The 13,897-nt window shown below is 50.7% G+C and carries 16 protein-coding genes and 1 pseudogene; 5 read left to right on the top strand and 12 right to left on the bottom strand.

Annotation, left to right across the window (positions count from 1 at the left end; all coding sequences use genetic code 11):
- Positions 1-411: hypothetical protein (locus BRO54_RS20235; protein ID WP_204378352.1), on the top strand; the 411-nt coding region annotated here is incomplete at its 5' end.
- A 169-nt stretch (positions 412-580) separates the two neighbouring features.
- On the opposite strand, the gene BRO54_RS03415 is transcribed toward BRO54_RS20235, so the two are convergent.
- Positions 581-1,459, bottom strand: a complete 879-nt coding sequence (locus tag BRO54_RS03415) for a nucleotidyltransferase-like protein (RefSeq protein WP_074043151.1) — start codon at positions 1,457-1,459, stop codon at positions 581-583.
- 374 nt (positions 1,460-1,833) lie between these two features.
- On the opposite strand from BRO54_RS03415, the gene BRO54_RS03420 reads away from it, so the two are divergent.
- On the top strand, positions 1,834-2,187 hold the full coding sequence (locus tag BRO54_RS03420; RefSeq protein WP_074043152.1) for a YgzB family protein: 354 nt from the start codon (positions 1,834-1,836) through the stop codon (positions 2,185-2,187).
- Between the two features lie 25 nt (positions 2,188-2,212).
- Here BRO54_RS03420 and perR read toward each other — a convergent pair whose 3' ends face one another.
- From perR to BRO54_RS03455, 7 genes are all read right to left on the bottom strand, one after another.
- Positions 2,213-2,671, bottom strand: a complete 459-nt coding sequence (gene perR, locus BRO54_RS03425; protein ID WP_020279379.1) for a peroxide-responsive transcriptional repressor PerR — start codon at positions 2,669-2,671, stop codon at positions 2,213-2,215.
- Between the two features lie 224 nt (positions 2,672-2,895).
- Positions 2,896-3,372, bottom strand: a complete 477-nt coding sequence (gene bcp, locus BRO54_RS03430; RefSeq protein ID WP_074043176.1) for a thioredoxin-dependent thiol peroxidase — start codon at positions 3,370-3,372, stop codon at positions 2,896-2,898.
- A gap of 65 nt (positions 3,373-3,437) precedes the next feature.
- Complete coding sequence (locus BRO54_RS03435; RefSeq protein ID WP_074043153.1) at positions 3,438-3,842, bottom strand: potassium channel family protein; 405 nt, start codon at positions 3,840-3,842, stop codon at positions 3,438-3,440.
- A gap of 169 nt (positions 3,843-4,011) precedes the next feature.
- Positions 4,012-4,965 (bottom strand): L-lactate dehydrogenase, encoded by a 954-nt coding sequence (locus tag BRO54_RS03440; protein ID WP_074043154.1) that lies wholly within the window; start codon positions 4,963-4,965, stop codon positions 4,012-4,014.
- A 144-nt stretch (positions 4,966-5,109) separates the two neighbouring features.
- Positions 5,110-5,895 carry an ABC transporter permease gene (locus BRO54_RS03445; RefSeq protein WP_033024738.1) on the bottom strand — a complete coding sequence of 262 codons (786 nt, stop codon included), beginning with the start codon at positions 5,893-5,895 and terminating at the stop codon, positions 5,110-5,112.
- Between the two features lie 3 nt (positions 5,896-5,898).
- Entirely contained in the window at positions 5,899-6,690 is a 792-nt protein-coding gene (locus BRO54_RS03450) for an ABC transporter permease (RefSeq protein ID WP_074043155.1), read from the bottom strand.
- On the bottom strand, positions 6,683-7,687 hold the full coding sequence (locus BRO54_RS03455; RefSeq protein WP_074043156.1) for an ABC transporter ATP-binding protein: 1,005 nt from the start codon (positions 7,685-7,687) through the stop codon (positions 6,683-6,685). The genes BRO54_RS03450 and BRO54_RS03455 overlap by 8 nt, the downstream gene beginning before the upstream one ends.
- Positions 7,688-8,053: 366 nt before the next feature.
- Here BRO54_RS03455 and BRO54_RS03465 point away from each other — a divergent pair, with 366 nt between their 5' ends.
- From BRO54_RS03465 to BRO54_RS19120, 3 genes and pseudogenes are all read left to right on the top strand, one after another.
- Positions 8,054-9,340 (top strand): glutamate-1-semialdehyde 2,1-aminomutase, encoded by a 1,287-nt coding sequence (locus BRO54_RS03465; RefSeq protein ID WP_074043157.1) that lies wholly within the window; start codon positions 8,054-8,056, stop codon positions 9,338-9,340.
- 126 nt (positions 9,341-9,466) lie between these two features.
- The gene (locus BRO54_RS03470) at positions 9,467-10,546 is read left to right on the top strand and encodes an FUSC family protein (protein WP_074043158.1); all 1,080 of its coding nucleotides are present in this window, start codon (positions 9,467-9,469) and stop codon (positions 10,544-10,546) included.
- A 178-nt stretch (positions 10,547-10,724) separates the two neighbouring features.
- A pseudogene (locus BRO54_RS19120) lies at positions 10,725-11,607 on the top strand (IS982 family transposase).
- A gap of 178 nt (positions 11,608-11,785) precedes the next feature.
- On the opposite strand, the gene ntdP reads toward BRO54_RS19120, so the two are convergent.
- The 4 genes from ntdP to fabL form a co-directional block, all read right to left on the bottom strand.
- On the bottom strand, positions 11,786-12,319 hold the full coding sequence (gene ntdP / locus BRO54_RS03485) for a nucleoside tri-diphosphate phosphatase (RefSeq protein ID WP_013146310.1): 534 nt from the start codon (positions 12,317-12,319) through the stop codon (positions 11,786-11,788).
- A 134-nt stretch (positions 12,320-12,453) separates the two neighbouring features.
- Positions 12,454-12,663 (bottom strand): YgaB family protein, encoded by a 210-nt coding sequence (locus tag BRO54_RS03490; protein ID WP_013146311.1) that lies wholly within the window; start codon positions 12,661-12,663, stop codon positions 12,454-12,456.
- 227 nt (positions 12,664-12,890) lie between these two features.
- Positions 12,891-13,082 (bottom strand): gamma-type small acid-soluble spore protein, encoded by a 192-nt coding sequence (locus BRO54_RS03495; RefSeq protein WP_011229970.1) that lies wholly within the window; start codon positions 13,080-13,082, stop codon positions 12,891-12,893.
- Between the two features lie 58 nt (positions 13,083-13,140).
- Positions 13,141-13,890 carry an enoyl-[acyl-carrier-protein] reductase FabL gene (gene fabL / locus BRO54_RS03500; RefSeq protein WP_033024732.1) on the bottom strand — a complete coding sequence of 250 codons (750 nt, stop codon included), beginning with the start codon at positions 13,888-13,890 and terminating at the stop codon, positions 13,141-13,143.
- Between the last annotated feature and the right edge of the window lie 7 nt (positions 13,891-13,897).

The raw sequence follows: 13,897 nt of genomic DNA on the forward strand, positions 1-13,897 counted from the left end.
AAAGTTGATCAACTTTTCAGCTTCGGCTCGCCGCCGCTCAAGGTCAAATCACCTTCACCTTCGGGATGTGAACATCCCTCCAGGCGAAGAACATTTGCCCTTCGCGATCGCCAGGATGGCGATATTTCGCCGTCGCCCGCAGGACGCGGGCTGCCTTTAGGCGAAATTACGGCGCCTCCGCTTTTCGTTTGCGCTTCGTTTCGTTCAGTTTTCAAGGAACGAGGCTGCTGCCTAGACTTACTCCCTTGCAATCTTGCGTCGAGGAATCCAACTCCTCTGGACTCCCTCAAACGCAAATTTGTTTTCCGCTTCCTAAAGCGGCCCTTACATCATAGCATTTTTATTGTTCGTTGTCAACAGCCTTTTATTCATACCGCTCCGCAACATTTTCCCGCCGCGGCAGCGATTTAAAATATATCATCGTTCGACAAGGAAGTCAAGAGCTTTTTTCGGCCGGGCTGCCTCCTTCCTTCAATGATCTTGGCAACTGACATTTGTATAAACACAATGAAATTCCTAATAGCATCCATCCTCTCACCGGCTCCCTTCCACTTTTTTTGGGAGCAGCGGAAGGGGACCGTCAAAATTCTTTTTTTTGCAACGTGTAATACCGTTCGAGCATTGTATTTCCTTTTGTCGGCATTTCCACGACGGTTAGCACTTTCCTTTCGACAAGATACTCAAGCATGATGACAAGATCAACCGAGTAAGGCGCAAACTGCGGATGACCGGTCATTTCCTCAATGCTCCAAGCACCATTTTTTTCTTTCAGCGCTTCGCATAAATGAGAGGAACCTGGTTCTACGTAAGAATGAATCAAAAATTCACTGGCCAGCAACAAAAGTTCCAGCCGTTTCGGAAGCGGTTCTTCACTTCCGACGAGTTCTTCATACAGTTTATAAATCCTTCCATCCATTCGCTTGACTTGATTCCATACGGTCACTTCCGGGTAAAGTCCGTGCTCGATCACGGTCAATCGCGCCAAATGATGGAGGGCTTGCACCATATGGTTGTATGAGTCGAGCCAATGCCTAGCGGCAAACAGCGCCTTGCCATCCGTATAGCGGCGGATCAGCTTGGCAAACTCGAGTCCCATTTTCAATCGCCGTTCCTTAGGCGGGAATTGCTCAAGGCGCTGGCGCAACTGCTGAACATAGCCGTCGCGATCAAACACGACCTTTCCGTTGAACACCCAGTCGACCGCCTTTCGATGTGACCCGAGAACAAGCCATTCATTTAACTGCCGTTCACTGACTGCATAAAGCACCGCCTTTTTCTCGTTTAGTGAATACTGCCTGAGAAGCATCGGCTCGCTTTGCGGGTCGACAATGACGAGCAGCACGACATCAAACGTATCCGTTGTTGCTGCATGGCAAGCCGTTTTTTCAATCATTAAAATTCCGTGCGTGTTGCAGCGGTTTGCCCATTCGTGACAGATGGGATGCAGCAATTCTTTCATACCTCGCGCCCGTTGCAGAAAGCCGGCCGCGATATCCGGCGGACAAATCCCTCAGATATCCTAACATATCGATTGACAGACAACCATGCGTTCCCACTTTGAGCCGGCTGTTTTTTCTGCAACGTTTTTTCCTCCCTTCCACCGTCATCAATAATCACATTGCGTTTGTGCAGATGTTCAAACAATGCTGTCAACGCCTGTTTCATTTCAGAAAGACCGGAATGCTTGCATCCATGAAGCTGTCGTTTGTTGCCGTCATTCGTTATTCGACAAAAAACGAGGAATTCCTTTCTTTAAAACGTCGGTTTTGTTGATTTCTTCTTCGCGATGGTACCCCGTTTTATGGTATAGTGGTCTATGTAGGAGGGACGGTTATGGGCGTTAAATATTCGAGCAAAATCAACAAAATTCGCACTTTCGCCTTAAGCTTGATTTTTATCGGTGTCATTGTCATGTATCTTGGGCTGTTTTTTCGTACGTCCCCGGTCATCATGACGTTGTTTATGTTGTTTGGGATGTTGTTTCTTGTCGCCAGCGGCATTGTATACTTTTGGATCGGCACGCTCTCGACGAGAGCCGCCCAAGTTGTTTGCCCGTCGTGCGGCAAAGTGACAAAAATGCTCGGACGCGTCGATTTATGCATGTTTTGCAGCGAACCGTTGACGCTAGACCGTGAACTGGAAGGAAAAGAGTTTGACGAAAAGTACAACAAAAAAAGAAAAAGCTGATAGCCGCCTTGTGCTATCAGCTTTTTTAATGTGAATGCGCCGGCGCCCCGCTTTTTTGACAGTCAGGGCAGACTCCGTACACTTCCATGCGATGGTGGTCGACCTTAAAACCGGTGACGTGAGCGGCGAGCTGCTCGACTTCATCGAGCGCTGGATAGTGGAAATCGACAATTTTGCCGCACTCTTCACAGATGACGTGATAATGATTGGAAGTGACGAAGTCAAACCGGCTTGACGAATCGCCGTACGTCAGCTCTTTGACAAGCCCGATTTCCTTAAAGACGCGCAAGTTATTGTAGACGGTAGCTACGCTCATGTTTGGGAATTTCCCTTCCAGCGCTTTGTATATTTCATCAGCCGTCGGATGGGACATCGAGCTGATCAAATACTCCAATATCGCATGACGTTGCGGCGTGATGCGTATGCCAGTCTTTTTCAGCATGTCAAGCGCTTCCTTCAGTTGCTCGTTGTCAGACACCGTCATGCACCTCACTCTCTGTTCAAAGGTGAAAAAAATTATCACTTTATAATATTTATAATTAGTCTACAAAGAATGCATGCCATTTGTCAATATAGATGCCATTAATATATGGGTTCGGACGCCATTTTAACAAAAAAAGGAGGCGGAAATTGTTTCCGCCTCTTATGTCATTCATTTGAGGAGGTTACTATGTATCATACGCAAAACGATGTACATTGTCTGGACGCTTACCTAGATGACGCCAGTCGGGCGACTTCCGCAAGCGCCTCATCGACATGCCCCTTCACTTTTACCCCGCGCCATTCTTTGACCAACGTTCCGTCGGGGGCGATAATGAATGTCGAGCGCTCAATGCCCATATATTCCTTGCCGAAATTTTTCTTTTTCTTCCATACCCCATACAGCTCGGCCACTTCATGCCGCTCATCAGAAAGAAGCAAAAATGGCAACTCATATTTTTCGATAAACACCTCATGCCGCTTCATCGGGTCGGTGCTCACTCCTAAAATGACGGCGTTCAACTCGGCGAACTGCGCATGGCGGTCGCGAAAGTCGCACGCTTCGGCTGTGCACCCCGGGGTCATGTCTTTTGGATAAAAGTAAAGCACCACATACCGGCCGCGAAAATCAGACAGCGAAACCATTTTCCCATTGCTTGCCGGCAAGGTGAAATCTGGAGCTGGCTGGCCAATGGCAATCGTCATGTCGTTCCCCCCGTCTTCTTCGTTTTCTTTTAGCGTAGCGAAGACGAAGGGAAATTGCAACAACATCAGCGATGATCCCAGTCAAACACGGTGCGCGTCACGATGACAGCGGGCATAATGTAGCCGAGAAGCGCTTCGGCAATGGCGATCCACCGCCCGACGCCGATCGGAGTGACATCGCCGTATCCGACCGACAAAAGCGTCATGCCGCTTAAATACAGGCTGTCTTCAAGCAGCGACAAACGATCTTCCGATGCGCTATTTGGGGATGGGGTAAACACGGCATGGCCGTTCGCCTGCAAAATCATATAAATCATGGCAAAACCGAGCAACATCGTTAAATACCATTGAACGAGAACCCATAAGCTATCGAGTGACAGGCGATGCGTCGCTTGCACGCGCGCTGTCCAAAGCGAGGTGATGCTGCCGAGCAGTACGGCGGCAACAACGCCAAGGAAGGCGTAATCCATCACGTTCCCCCCATTTTTGTCCGTCGTTCATATATACGCGGACAACCGGGCGATTATACCGCATGACCCTCCGCACCCTGCTTGAATCGGCAGCACTCCTGTATTCCACCGGATCGCCCGACACGTTTGGCAAGCCGGCGTCCCGTCGGACGAAGTCAATCGTTGCGCTTTACTGCGCAAAATAGCGCGCCAATACACATTTTAACGTCGCAGCGCTACGGTGGAACCATTTTTTCTCCTCCTCGTCAAGTTCAATTTCAATCACTTCGCGGATGCCATTTCGGTTGATCACAGCAGGCACACCGATGTAGACATCGCGTTCGCCGTATGGGCCGTCCAAGTAAGCGGAAACGGTCAAAATTGCGTTTTCATTATGCAAAATGGCGCTCGTCACGCGGGCAAGCCCCATAGCAATCCCGTAGTACGTCGCTCCTTTTTTCTCAATAATTTGGTAGGCGGCATCGCGCACATTGACAAAAATGCGCTCGAGCTCTTTTTGCGCTTCTTCCCCTTTAGACTCGACTAGCTTGCGGATCGGCACGCCGCCGATATCAGCCTGGCTCCAGACCGGGAGTTCAGTGTCGCCATGTTCGCCGATAATATAGGCGTGCACGTTCGTCGGGGCGACGGCGAAATAGTCGCCCAACAAAAAGCGGAACCGCGCCGTGTCCAAAATCGTACCCGATCCGATTACCCGCTCTTGCGGCAGGCCGCTGAATTTCCACGTCGCGTACGTTAAAATGTCGACCGGATTGGTGGCGACGAGAAACAGTCCTTGAAATCCGGATGCCATGACCGACTCAACGATCGAGCGGAAAATGGCAATGTTTTTGTCTACAAGATCAAGCCGCGTCTCGCCCGGTTTTTGGTTGGCACCGGCGCAAATGACAACCAAATCGGCATCGCGGCAATCATCGTAATCGCCGTGCCAAATGTCAGCCGGCTTCGGCGCAAATACTTTCCCATGGTTTAAGTCCATCGCATCGCCCTCAGCCTTGTTTTCATTTGCATCGATGAGCACGATCTCATCGGCAATCCCTTGATTCATTAAGGCAAACGCATAACTGGCGCCGACAAACCCGGTGCCGACGACCGCTACCCGATTTCCTCTCCCGTTTTTCATCACTGTTCACCCCTTCTTCCTTTTGTGAATATATTCACAAGTTATTTTACGCCATAACATGCTAACGATACAGACAAGATTGTGTCGATTGCTTGACCATTGTTTGTCATTTTGATGGCAAACGAACAAAAGCGGGCCGGGCGCCTAGCTCCCCGTCCCGCGATATCGTCTCACCCCGGCGTTCCAAAGCATGACCGAGACGGCGAAACAGACGGCACCGACCACCGGAGTGAAAAAGACATAGCCATACCATTCCTCTTTGTCAAGAAAATAGGAGGCTGGATAAACGCCGACAAAGGCAAACGGCAGCACCCACGTTAAAATATAGCGGATGACGCGATGATAAATATCGATCGGGTAGCGGCCATAGCTGCTGATGTTGTACATCATCGGCATGATTGATGTTCGGGCGTCGGCAAAAAAACTGATCGTCGCCAGCGAAATGAAAATGCCGGCATAAATCAACACACCGCCAATCACAAGCAAAATAAACACGAAGACATCATACCAATGAAACGAAAGAGACAAGCGGCTGCCGGCATACAGCATAATGATCAGCCCGGGCACAGCGCCAAGCAGCGATTCAAGCTCCATCCGCTCCAAAACAATTTGAAACAGGCTGTTTAGCGGGCGCGTCAACACGCGGTCCATTTCCCCCTGCACAATATATCGTTCATTAAAATCCCATAGGTTAAAAAAGGCGCCAAATACGGCATACGGGACAAGAAAAAAACCGTAAATAAACAAAATCTCATCGCGCGACCAGCCGTGAAGCAGCGTCGTATGGCCGAACACAACCAGCAAAAATACCAAGTTGACCGCCTGAGCCATAAAGTCAGACAGCCACTCCACGAACAAATCGGCTCGATATTGCAGCTTTGTCTTCATATATTGCGCCATGTATTGAAAAAAAACCGATACGTAAAACAACGTTTACCCCCCTTGCACAACGAGACGCTTTTTCGCCGCTCTCCATAACCATCCAATCGGGAAAAGCAATACGATGCACCACGTTGCCTGCAGAAGCAGGCCATCACGGACAGCAGCACCTTTAAAACTTTCTGTAATGATCATGCTTGGGATGTAGCTGATGGCTTGAAACGGGAAATACATCATCGCCCGTTGCGCCCAATCGGGATAAAAGGAAAGCGGCAAAATGAGCCCAGAAAACAAGTCGATGATAAACCGCTTCGCCCGCAGCAACCCTTCATTTCGGAACGTAAAGAACGTCACAACCCCCGCAAGCAAGTTCAGCTCCGAAAAAATGATAAAGCTGAATAGAAGCGACAAGCCGAAAGACAGCCACGTTTTGGCGTGTCCCGGAAACTGAAGCGGCAAAAAAAGCGATACGACCAAAAGCCCAGGCAGCGATAAAAAGAAAAGGCGAAACAACCCTTCGCCAAGCCCTTGCACAGCTTTCATCCCTAAATAGCTGTACGGGCGGATGAGTTCGACCGCCACTTTTCCATCGCGGATTTCCATGGCGATTTCACGGTCAAGATTGTTAAAATAAAACGCCCGCGCCAGCCACGAAATGGCGACATACGTCGTCATTTGCCCAAGCGACATCCCTTGCATCGATGATTTGCCGCCATAAATGGCTGACCAAAGGAAGTAATACGCTGCGATGTTAATGGCGTAAATCAAAATGCCAGTGTAATAGTTTGTCCGGTAGGCGAGCATCATTAAAAAGCGGATGCGGACCATTTCGACATACTTACCCATGAACCGCACCTTCCTCATAAATATTGCGGATGATCTCCTCCGTCGGCACTTCGTGAATATGGATGTCGTTTAACGCACAACGGGCGGCGACGCGACTGACAACTTCCGGCACGCCTCCCGGCGGGACGTGCGCGACCCAAACGTTTGGCTGCTCGCCTTTTTTCCAAACAACATTCAACCCTTCGGTCAACTGCCGCAAAAAAGCGGCCGTCACCGCTTCGGCGAACGTAAAGGCGACCCGTTTTCCTTGCCCCCATCTTTCTTTCAGGCGCTCAAGCGACCCATCGTAAATGATTTTCCCTTCATCGAGCATAATGACCCGCTCGCAAAGCGCTTCAATGTCTGACATGTCGTGCGTCGTCAGCAGGATCGTCGTGCCATACCGTTCATTCAACTGCTTTAAAAACTGACGGATGTTGAGTTTGACAAGCACATCAAGGCCGATCGTCGGTTCATCCAAAAACAACAGCGGCGGGTTGTGAATGAGCGCAGCGGCGAGCTCGCAGCGCATCCGTTGGCCAAGCGACAGCTTGCGCACCGGCTTATCAAGCAGCGGGCCGATCTCAAGCATCTCGATCACCTCGCCCATATGGCGTCGGTATTGCTCGTCCGAGACGCGGTACACTTTTTTCAACAGCCGGAACGACTCTTGAACGGCGATGTCCCACCATAATTGCGAACGCTGACCGAACACGACGCCGATGGTGCGCACGAATTTTTCCCGCTCTTTATGCGGATTCATCCCGTTGACGACAATGCGCCCAGACGTTGGCGTTAAAATGCCGGTCAACATTTTGATCGTCGTGGATTTGCCGGCGCCGTTTTCGCCGATATAGCCGACGATTTCCCCTTGCTTGACGGCAAACGAAATGTCATCGACCGCTCGAACGATCGTATAACGGCGCGTCCATAAATCGCGAAACGCTCCGACAAGGCCGGAGCGGCTGGCATGCACTTTAAATTCTTTGCGCAAACGTTCTACTTCAATCGCATTCATCGTTCTCCTCCTGATCTCTCCTTGGCGTCAAACGAAAAAGGCGGCTTGCGCCTTTCTCCTATGTTGCATTATACATGAATCGCCGCCATTTTCACCTTTTTTGTTTTCCAGTCCGTTGACGCCATTGCGTTAGGCGCCGCATCCGATTTAAATCAATGCCCACTCGCCGATCGACCGTCGGCAACAGTTGGATGTCGGTTTCCACCCATACGGAAACAAAATATTTCCCTGTCGGATTTTTTCGAATCAGCACGTCAATGATGGGAGAAACCGATCCATCTCCCGCCTACGCCTATAGCATTGAAGTTTGAGTCTTCTCGGTTTACTATATAAAGAGGCAGTCAGCGGAAACAGGAGGATCAAACAATGCAGTGGACCAAATCAGAACAATTATATGAAGAAGCGCTCCAGCACATTGTCGGCGGGGTGAACAGCCCGTCCCGCTCATACAAAGCGGTCGGCGGCGGCGCTCCAGTCGTGATGGTGCGAGCGCAAGGGGCGTATTTTTGGGATGTGGACGGAAACAAGTACATCGACTATTTGGCCGCTTACGGACCGATCATCGCCGGGCACGCCCATCCGCACATCGCGGAAGCCATCCGACGCGCTGCGGAAACCGGGGTGCTGTACGGCACGCCGACGCCGCATGAGATCACGTTTGCCAAAATGTTAAAAGAGGCGATCCCGTCGCTCGAGAAAGTGCGGTTTGTCAACTCGGGAACAGAGGCGGTGATGACCACGATCCGCGTCGCCCGCGCCTACACCGGACGAAGCAAAATCGTGAAATTCGCCGGTTGCTACCATGGCCATTCAGATCTTGTGCTCGTCGCCGCCGGCTCGGGGCCGTCGACGTTGGGGACGCCGGACTCAGCCGGCGTGCCGCCAAGCATCGCCCAAGAGGTCATTACCGTGCCATACAATGATGTCGAATCGTTCCGTGAAGCGATGGACGTTTGGGGCGAGCAAGTCGCAGCGGTCCTCGTTGAGCCGATCGTGGGCAACTTCGGCATCGTCCTGCCAAAACCAGGCTTTTTAGAAGCGATCAATGAAATTGCCCACAAGGAAGGGGCGCTCGTCATTTACGATGAAGTGATCACCGCCTTCCGCTTTATGTACGGCGGAGCGCAAAACTTGCTCGGTGTGGAGCCCGACTTGACGGCGATGGGGAAAATCATCGGCGGCGGCTTGCCGATTGGGGCATATGGCGGACGCCAAGACATTATGGAACAAGTCGCTCCGCTCGGACCGGCGTACCAGGCCGGGACGATGGCCGGCAACCCGGCGTCGATGCTCGCTGGCATCGCCTGCCTTGAAGTGTTGAAACAAGAGGGCGTCTATGAGCATCTCGACCGGTTAGGGGCGATGTTGGAAGAAGGCATCCTTGCCCATGCCCGCCAATGCGGCCTGCCGGTGACCGTCAACCGCTTAAAAGGCGCGCTCACCGTTTTCTTCACCGACGAAAAAGTGGAAAACTACGAGCAAGCCCAGCGCAGCGACGGCGAGTTGTTTGCAAAATTTTTCAAGCTCATGCTCAAACAAGGAATCAATCTTGCACCGTCAAAATACGAGGCTTGGTTTATCACCCTCGCCCATACGGAAGACGACATCGCCTACACGATCGATGCAGTTGGCAAGGCGTTCCGGCAGCTTTGAATAACAGCAATTTCCCAACGCCCCGCCTTCATCGTCGGGGCGTTATATTTTCCTTGCGCACATAGGATAAAACTGTGTATAGTACTGAATGGTTCACCAAAACAAAAAGGAGAGTTTTGATCATAGATGAAACTCGGTGCCCGCATCTTTAAAACGGGGATCGCAGTGGCGCTCGCCTTGTTCTTAGCAGCGCTCTTCCAGTTTCCATCGCCGGCGTTCGCCGGCATTTCCGCTGTGTTCGCCATGCAGCCGACCATTTACCGTTCGTATTTGTCGCTGATCGAGCAAGTGCAAGCGAATGTGATCGGCGCCTTGTTCGCGATCGCGGCGGTTCTCGTCCTTGGGCGCGATCCGTTGATCGTCGGTTTGACGCTGATGATCGTCATCGCCATTTGCCTGAAAATGCGCCTTGAATCATCGACGATTTCCGTAGCGCTTGTCACAGTCATTGCGATTATGGAATATACAGACCGCCAGTTCATCGAATTTGCGGCCATCCGCTTTTTAACGATTATGCTTGGCATTTTCGCCGCCTTTGTCGTCAATTTGATTTTCTTGCCGCCCAAGTATGAAAAAAAGTTATATGAAAAAATCAGCGAAGAAACAGAGGCCATTTTAAAATGGATCCGCCTGCATAAACAGCAGGCAGCCGACCATCATCATTTAAAAGAAGAAATTGAAACGCGGCACGAAGAAATGACCAAACTTGAGCACCTATATTTTATGTACAAAGAAGAGCGCACGTATTTTCGGCGCCAACGCTTCCAAAAATCGCGCAAGCTCGTGTTGTACCGGCAAATGATAGCAGCGGCCGATCGGGCTTTATCGGTCTTAAAATGGCTGCACCGGCTCGAAAACGAGTTCAGCCGCTTGCCCGCCGAGCTTCGTCAAGCCATCTGCCTGCACCTTGGTTGCTTGCTTGACTACCATGAGCAGCTGTTGCTGAAATTTATCCATAAGGCAAAGCCGCTCCCTCACAGCAGACGGGCCGAGGAAATTCATCATCAGCGCGAGCGGCTCACTTCCGCCTTTTATTCGGACGGCCAGCCGCCGGGCGATTATCGGTTGTTTTCTTTAATCGGAGCGATCATTGACTATGGGGATCGCCTCGAACATTTAGACAAGCTTATCGATAGTTTCCACCATTACCATTACGATGACACGCTGGAAAAAGAGCTGGAAAAGTCAGCAGGCGGCCGCTCATAGCGGACCGCCTGCTTCAATTTTTCATCCAAAAAGCGGCTTTACATGCAATAAACCCGCTTTTTCCAATAATAATATTACCCGTGGTGCTAGATAAAATCGAGTAAGCATAAAAATAGCCCTTGCCTGCGGATCTCCTGTAGAATGAAAGTACCACCCAACATTCGAAAGGAGAATCCCCATGCAAGAGCACTTTCATTTTACTACAGATCAAGCGAAAATTCAAAAACAATATGCAGCCATTTTCTTCTTTGTTTCTGCCCAACTACCATCTATTCAAATGTATTTGCAACGCCGCAATCGTCATTTGATGAAGCAAGAAGACGCTGTCATCATTGCCATTCATTATTTTAGGGAAGTTATTTGGCTTTTCTTCCGAACGCGCATGGCACCGCTTTGTGATGGGAAACTTGTTCACCAATGGACAGTTTATTGAACGTTCTCGATACAATCGCCGTTGTCGAGCGTTGCGTGTTGCAATCAAGTGGATTCGTCATGAGTTGGGAAAACGTGGTCAACACCATGCCTATGCGGTCGTAGACAGTATGCGGATCGAGTTGTGTCATCACGCAAGAATGTATCGCGTCCAACGATTCCAAGGAATGGCCGACATCGGATATTGTGCTTCGAAAAAGCAGTGGTATTAACGGGTTTAAGTTTCATCTTCAAGTGACCGATCAAGGACTGCCGATGGGATACGCGGTGACCGAAGCGTCCTGTCACGATATCGAACCGCAGCAGAAACCGTCATGACTCAAATTCCTCATCCCTTTAATTTGGGCGACAAGGGATTTATCAGTAGCGAATTGCAAAAAAAGTTGTATGAAGCGTACCAAATCGCCTTTTGGACTCCATCTCGCAAAAACCAGAAACATCGCCCATCGGCATCATGGGAGAGATGGCTCAAACAAAAACGTAAAGTGATTGAAACGGTGTTCTCTATCCTCATTGACCAGTATCGTATCACAGAAATTCGTGCGAATTCGATTGCGGGGGTTGAAGTAGCACTAGATGGTATATTGTTGGCGTATTCACTTGTAACACTTGGGCTAGTTGAGCGCTAGCGCTCAACTAGCACCACGGGTTAATATTATTTTCTGCAATTACTGTAGCTGTTGAATGATTAAGCAATTGAATAGCAACCCCCCCGCCTCACCATCAGCTCTTCATGCGTGCCGCTTTCGACAAAAAAGCAGAAAAAACCTGCCAGCGATGCCGAACAGGCTTTTTTCATGCCGCTATTTACGTTTGGTACGCCTGAAACACTCCGTACCATTTGTCGATGAACTCGGGCGCAAACGGCCCTTTCCGCTCCTTAATCCAGCCGATCAGTTTTTGAACGTTGTTTTTTAAAATGCGGTCGATCACATCGGGATAGTGCATTTCGCGGCGATGCCGCTCATACTCATCTTCATCCAGCAGCATGTACGTCATATCGGGAAACACTTTAATATCCAAATCATAATCGATGTACTTCAGCGCTTCTTCATCCCAAACGAACGGCGAGCTTAAATTGCAATAGTAGTATACCCCGTCCTCACGAATCATGGCGATAATGTTAAACCAATGCTTAGCATGAAAAAAACAAATCGCCGGTTCGCGCGTCACCCACGTCCGGCCGTCCGCTTCCATGACGAGTGTTTTGTTATTGCCGCCGATCACATACGATGGCGTCCCTTTTAATACGACCGTTTCCTGCCAAATGCGGTGAATCGTCCCATTATGTTTGTAGCTATGGATTTGAATGATTTTCCCTTCCCGAGGGTAAGCTGGCATCATTCTTCCCTACTTTCCGATGGGAGCTTCTTCGTTATATTATACCCTGTTCCTTTTGCAAAAGGAAAGAAAAGCAGGCCGCCTTACTGAGGAAAAGGCAACTGGCGCGTTGGCTCAAGGACGCAGCCTGTCCGTCAGACACCGGATGCCATCTGCCCTAAAAATGCGCGGCGGATGGCTTCCACCTCCCGTTTCATTTGCCGCACTTCCTCGCGCAAGGCGGCGGTCGGCGCTTCACGTTCGAGTTCATCCAACTGGCGGGTGATCTCCTCGCAACGCTCCATCTCCTGTTGCAAAAACAGCGCCTCGTCGCCTACATTCGTCCATGCGTGCTCCATCGCCATTCCGTTCTCCCTTCCCCTTTGCCGTGTGATTTCCTTTCATCATTTCGCGGCCGCATCCACAAATTCCTTTCACTAATCTCGTAAAGAGAGGACAGCTTTTGTCGACAAAAAAAGCAGAGGCGCGCCGCCCCTGCTTTTGCCTTCCATCTTCGGCCTATCGCCTGCGCTCTTGTAGCAACATACGCCGTCGTCACAACCGCCAGGCGTCAGCCATGGATGATCGTTGGTTATTGATTGACATTTTGCGCTTTGCGGGCTTCCGCTTGCGCATTTTGTTGTTTTACGTGTTGCACATTCGTCTCAGCCGCAAATTCCGTCGCAAATTGGCCAGCTTGAGCGGCTTGAGCCGATTGGGCATTTTGTTGTCTTACTTCTTGAATGTTTGTGCCAGCTGCTGTTTTGTTCGGTTGTTTGGCCATTGTTCTCACCTCCACGTGCTTTACTATGCCCCGGGGGTGATCGTTCTATCCGCTGACGTTACAAAAGTAAAGATCTTCCACCATCGACAATGATCGTCTGCCCGCGAATCATCTCGGCTGCATCCGAGAGCAAAAACAAAACCGCGTTGACGATATCATCGGGTTTGACCGGGCGGCCAGCCGGCGTGTTCGCAGCCGCGTCGGCGAGCAGCTCTTCACGGTTCGGGAAGTGCTTCAGCGCATCGGTATCGACCGCCCCGCCGGAGACGGCGTTGACGGCGATGTTTTTCGGCGCCAGCTCGACAGCCAAGTAGCGGGTCAACGCTTCAAGCGCGGCCTTCGAGACGCCGACCGCCGTATAGTTTTCCAAATAGCGGATCGACCCGAGCGAGCTGATGCTCACAATTTTCCCGCCGCCGACCCGCTCCATTCTTTTGGCCGCTTCCTGGGCGCAAAACAAAAGCGCTTTGCTGTTGATGTTCATCGTCCAGTTCCAATGCGTTTCTTCCAATTCCACCGCCGGGCGCAAGACGCCGGATGCGGCGTTGTTCACGAGCACGTCGACCCGCCCGAACACCTCATCGATTTGGGCAAACATGGCGTGAATTTTCTCAACGTCGCCGACGTTCGCTTTGACGACGAGCGCTTTTCTCCCGAGCGCTTCAATTTCGCGCGCCGTTTCTTCGGCGGCTGTTTTGCTGCGGGCGTAATTGACGACAATATCATATCCTTCCTTGGCCAGCCGCAAAGCGATCGCTTTGCCAATGCCGCGGCTGCTTCCAGTCACCACCGCTACTTTTCCACTCATGTTTTTC

This window comes from Geobacillus proteiniphilus (assembly GCF_001908025.1).
GTDB lineage: Bacteria > Bacillota > Bacilli > Bacillales > Anoxybacillaceae > Geobacillus > Geobacillus proteiniphilus.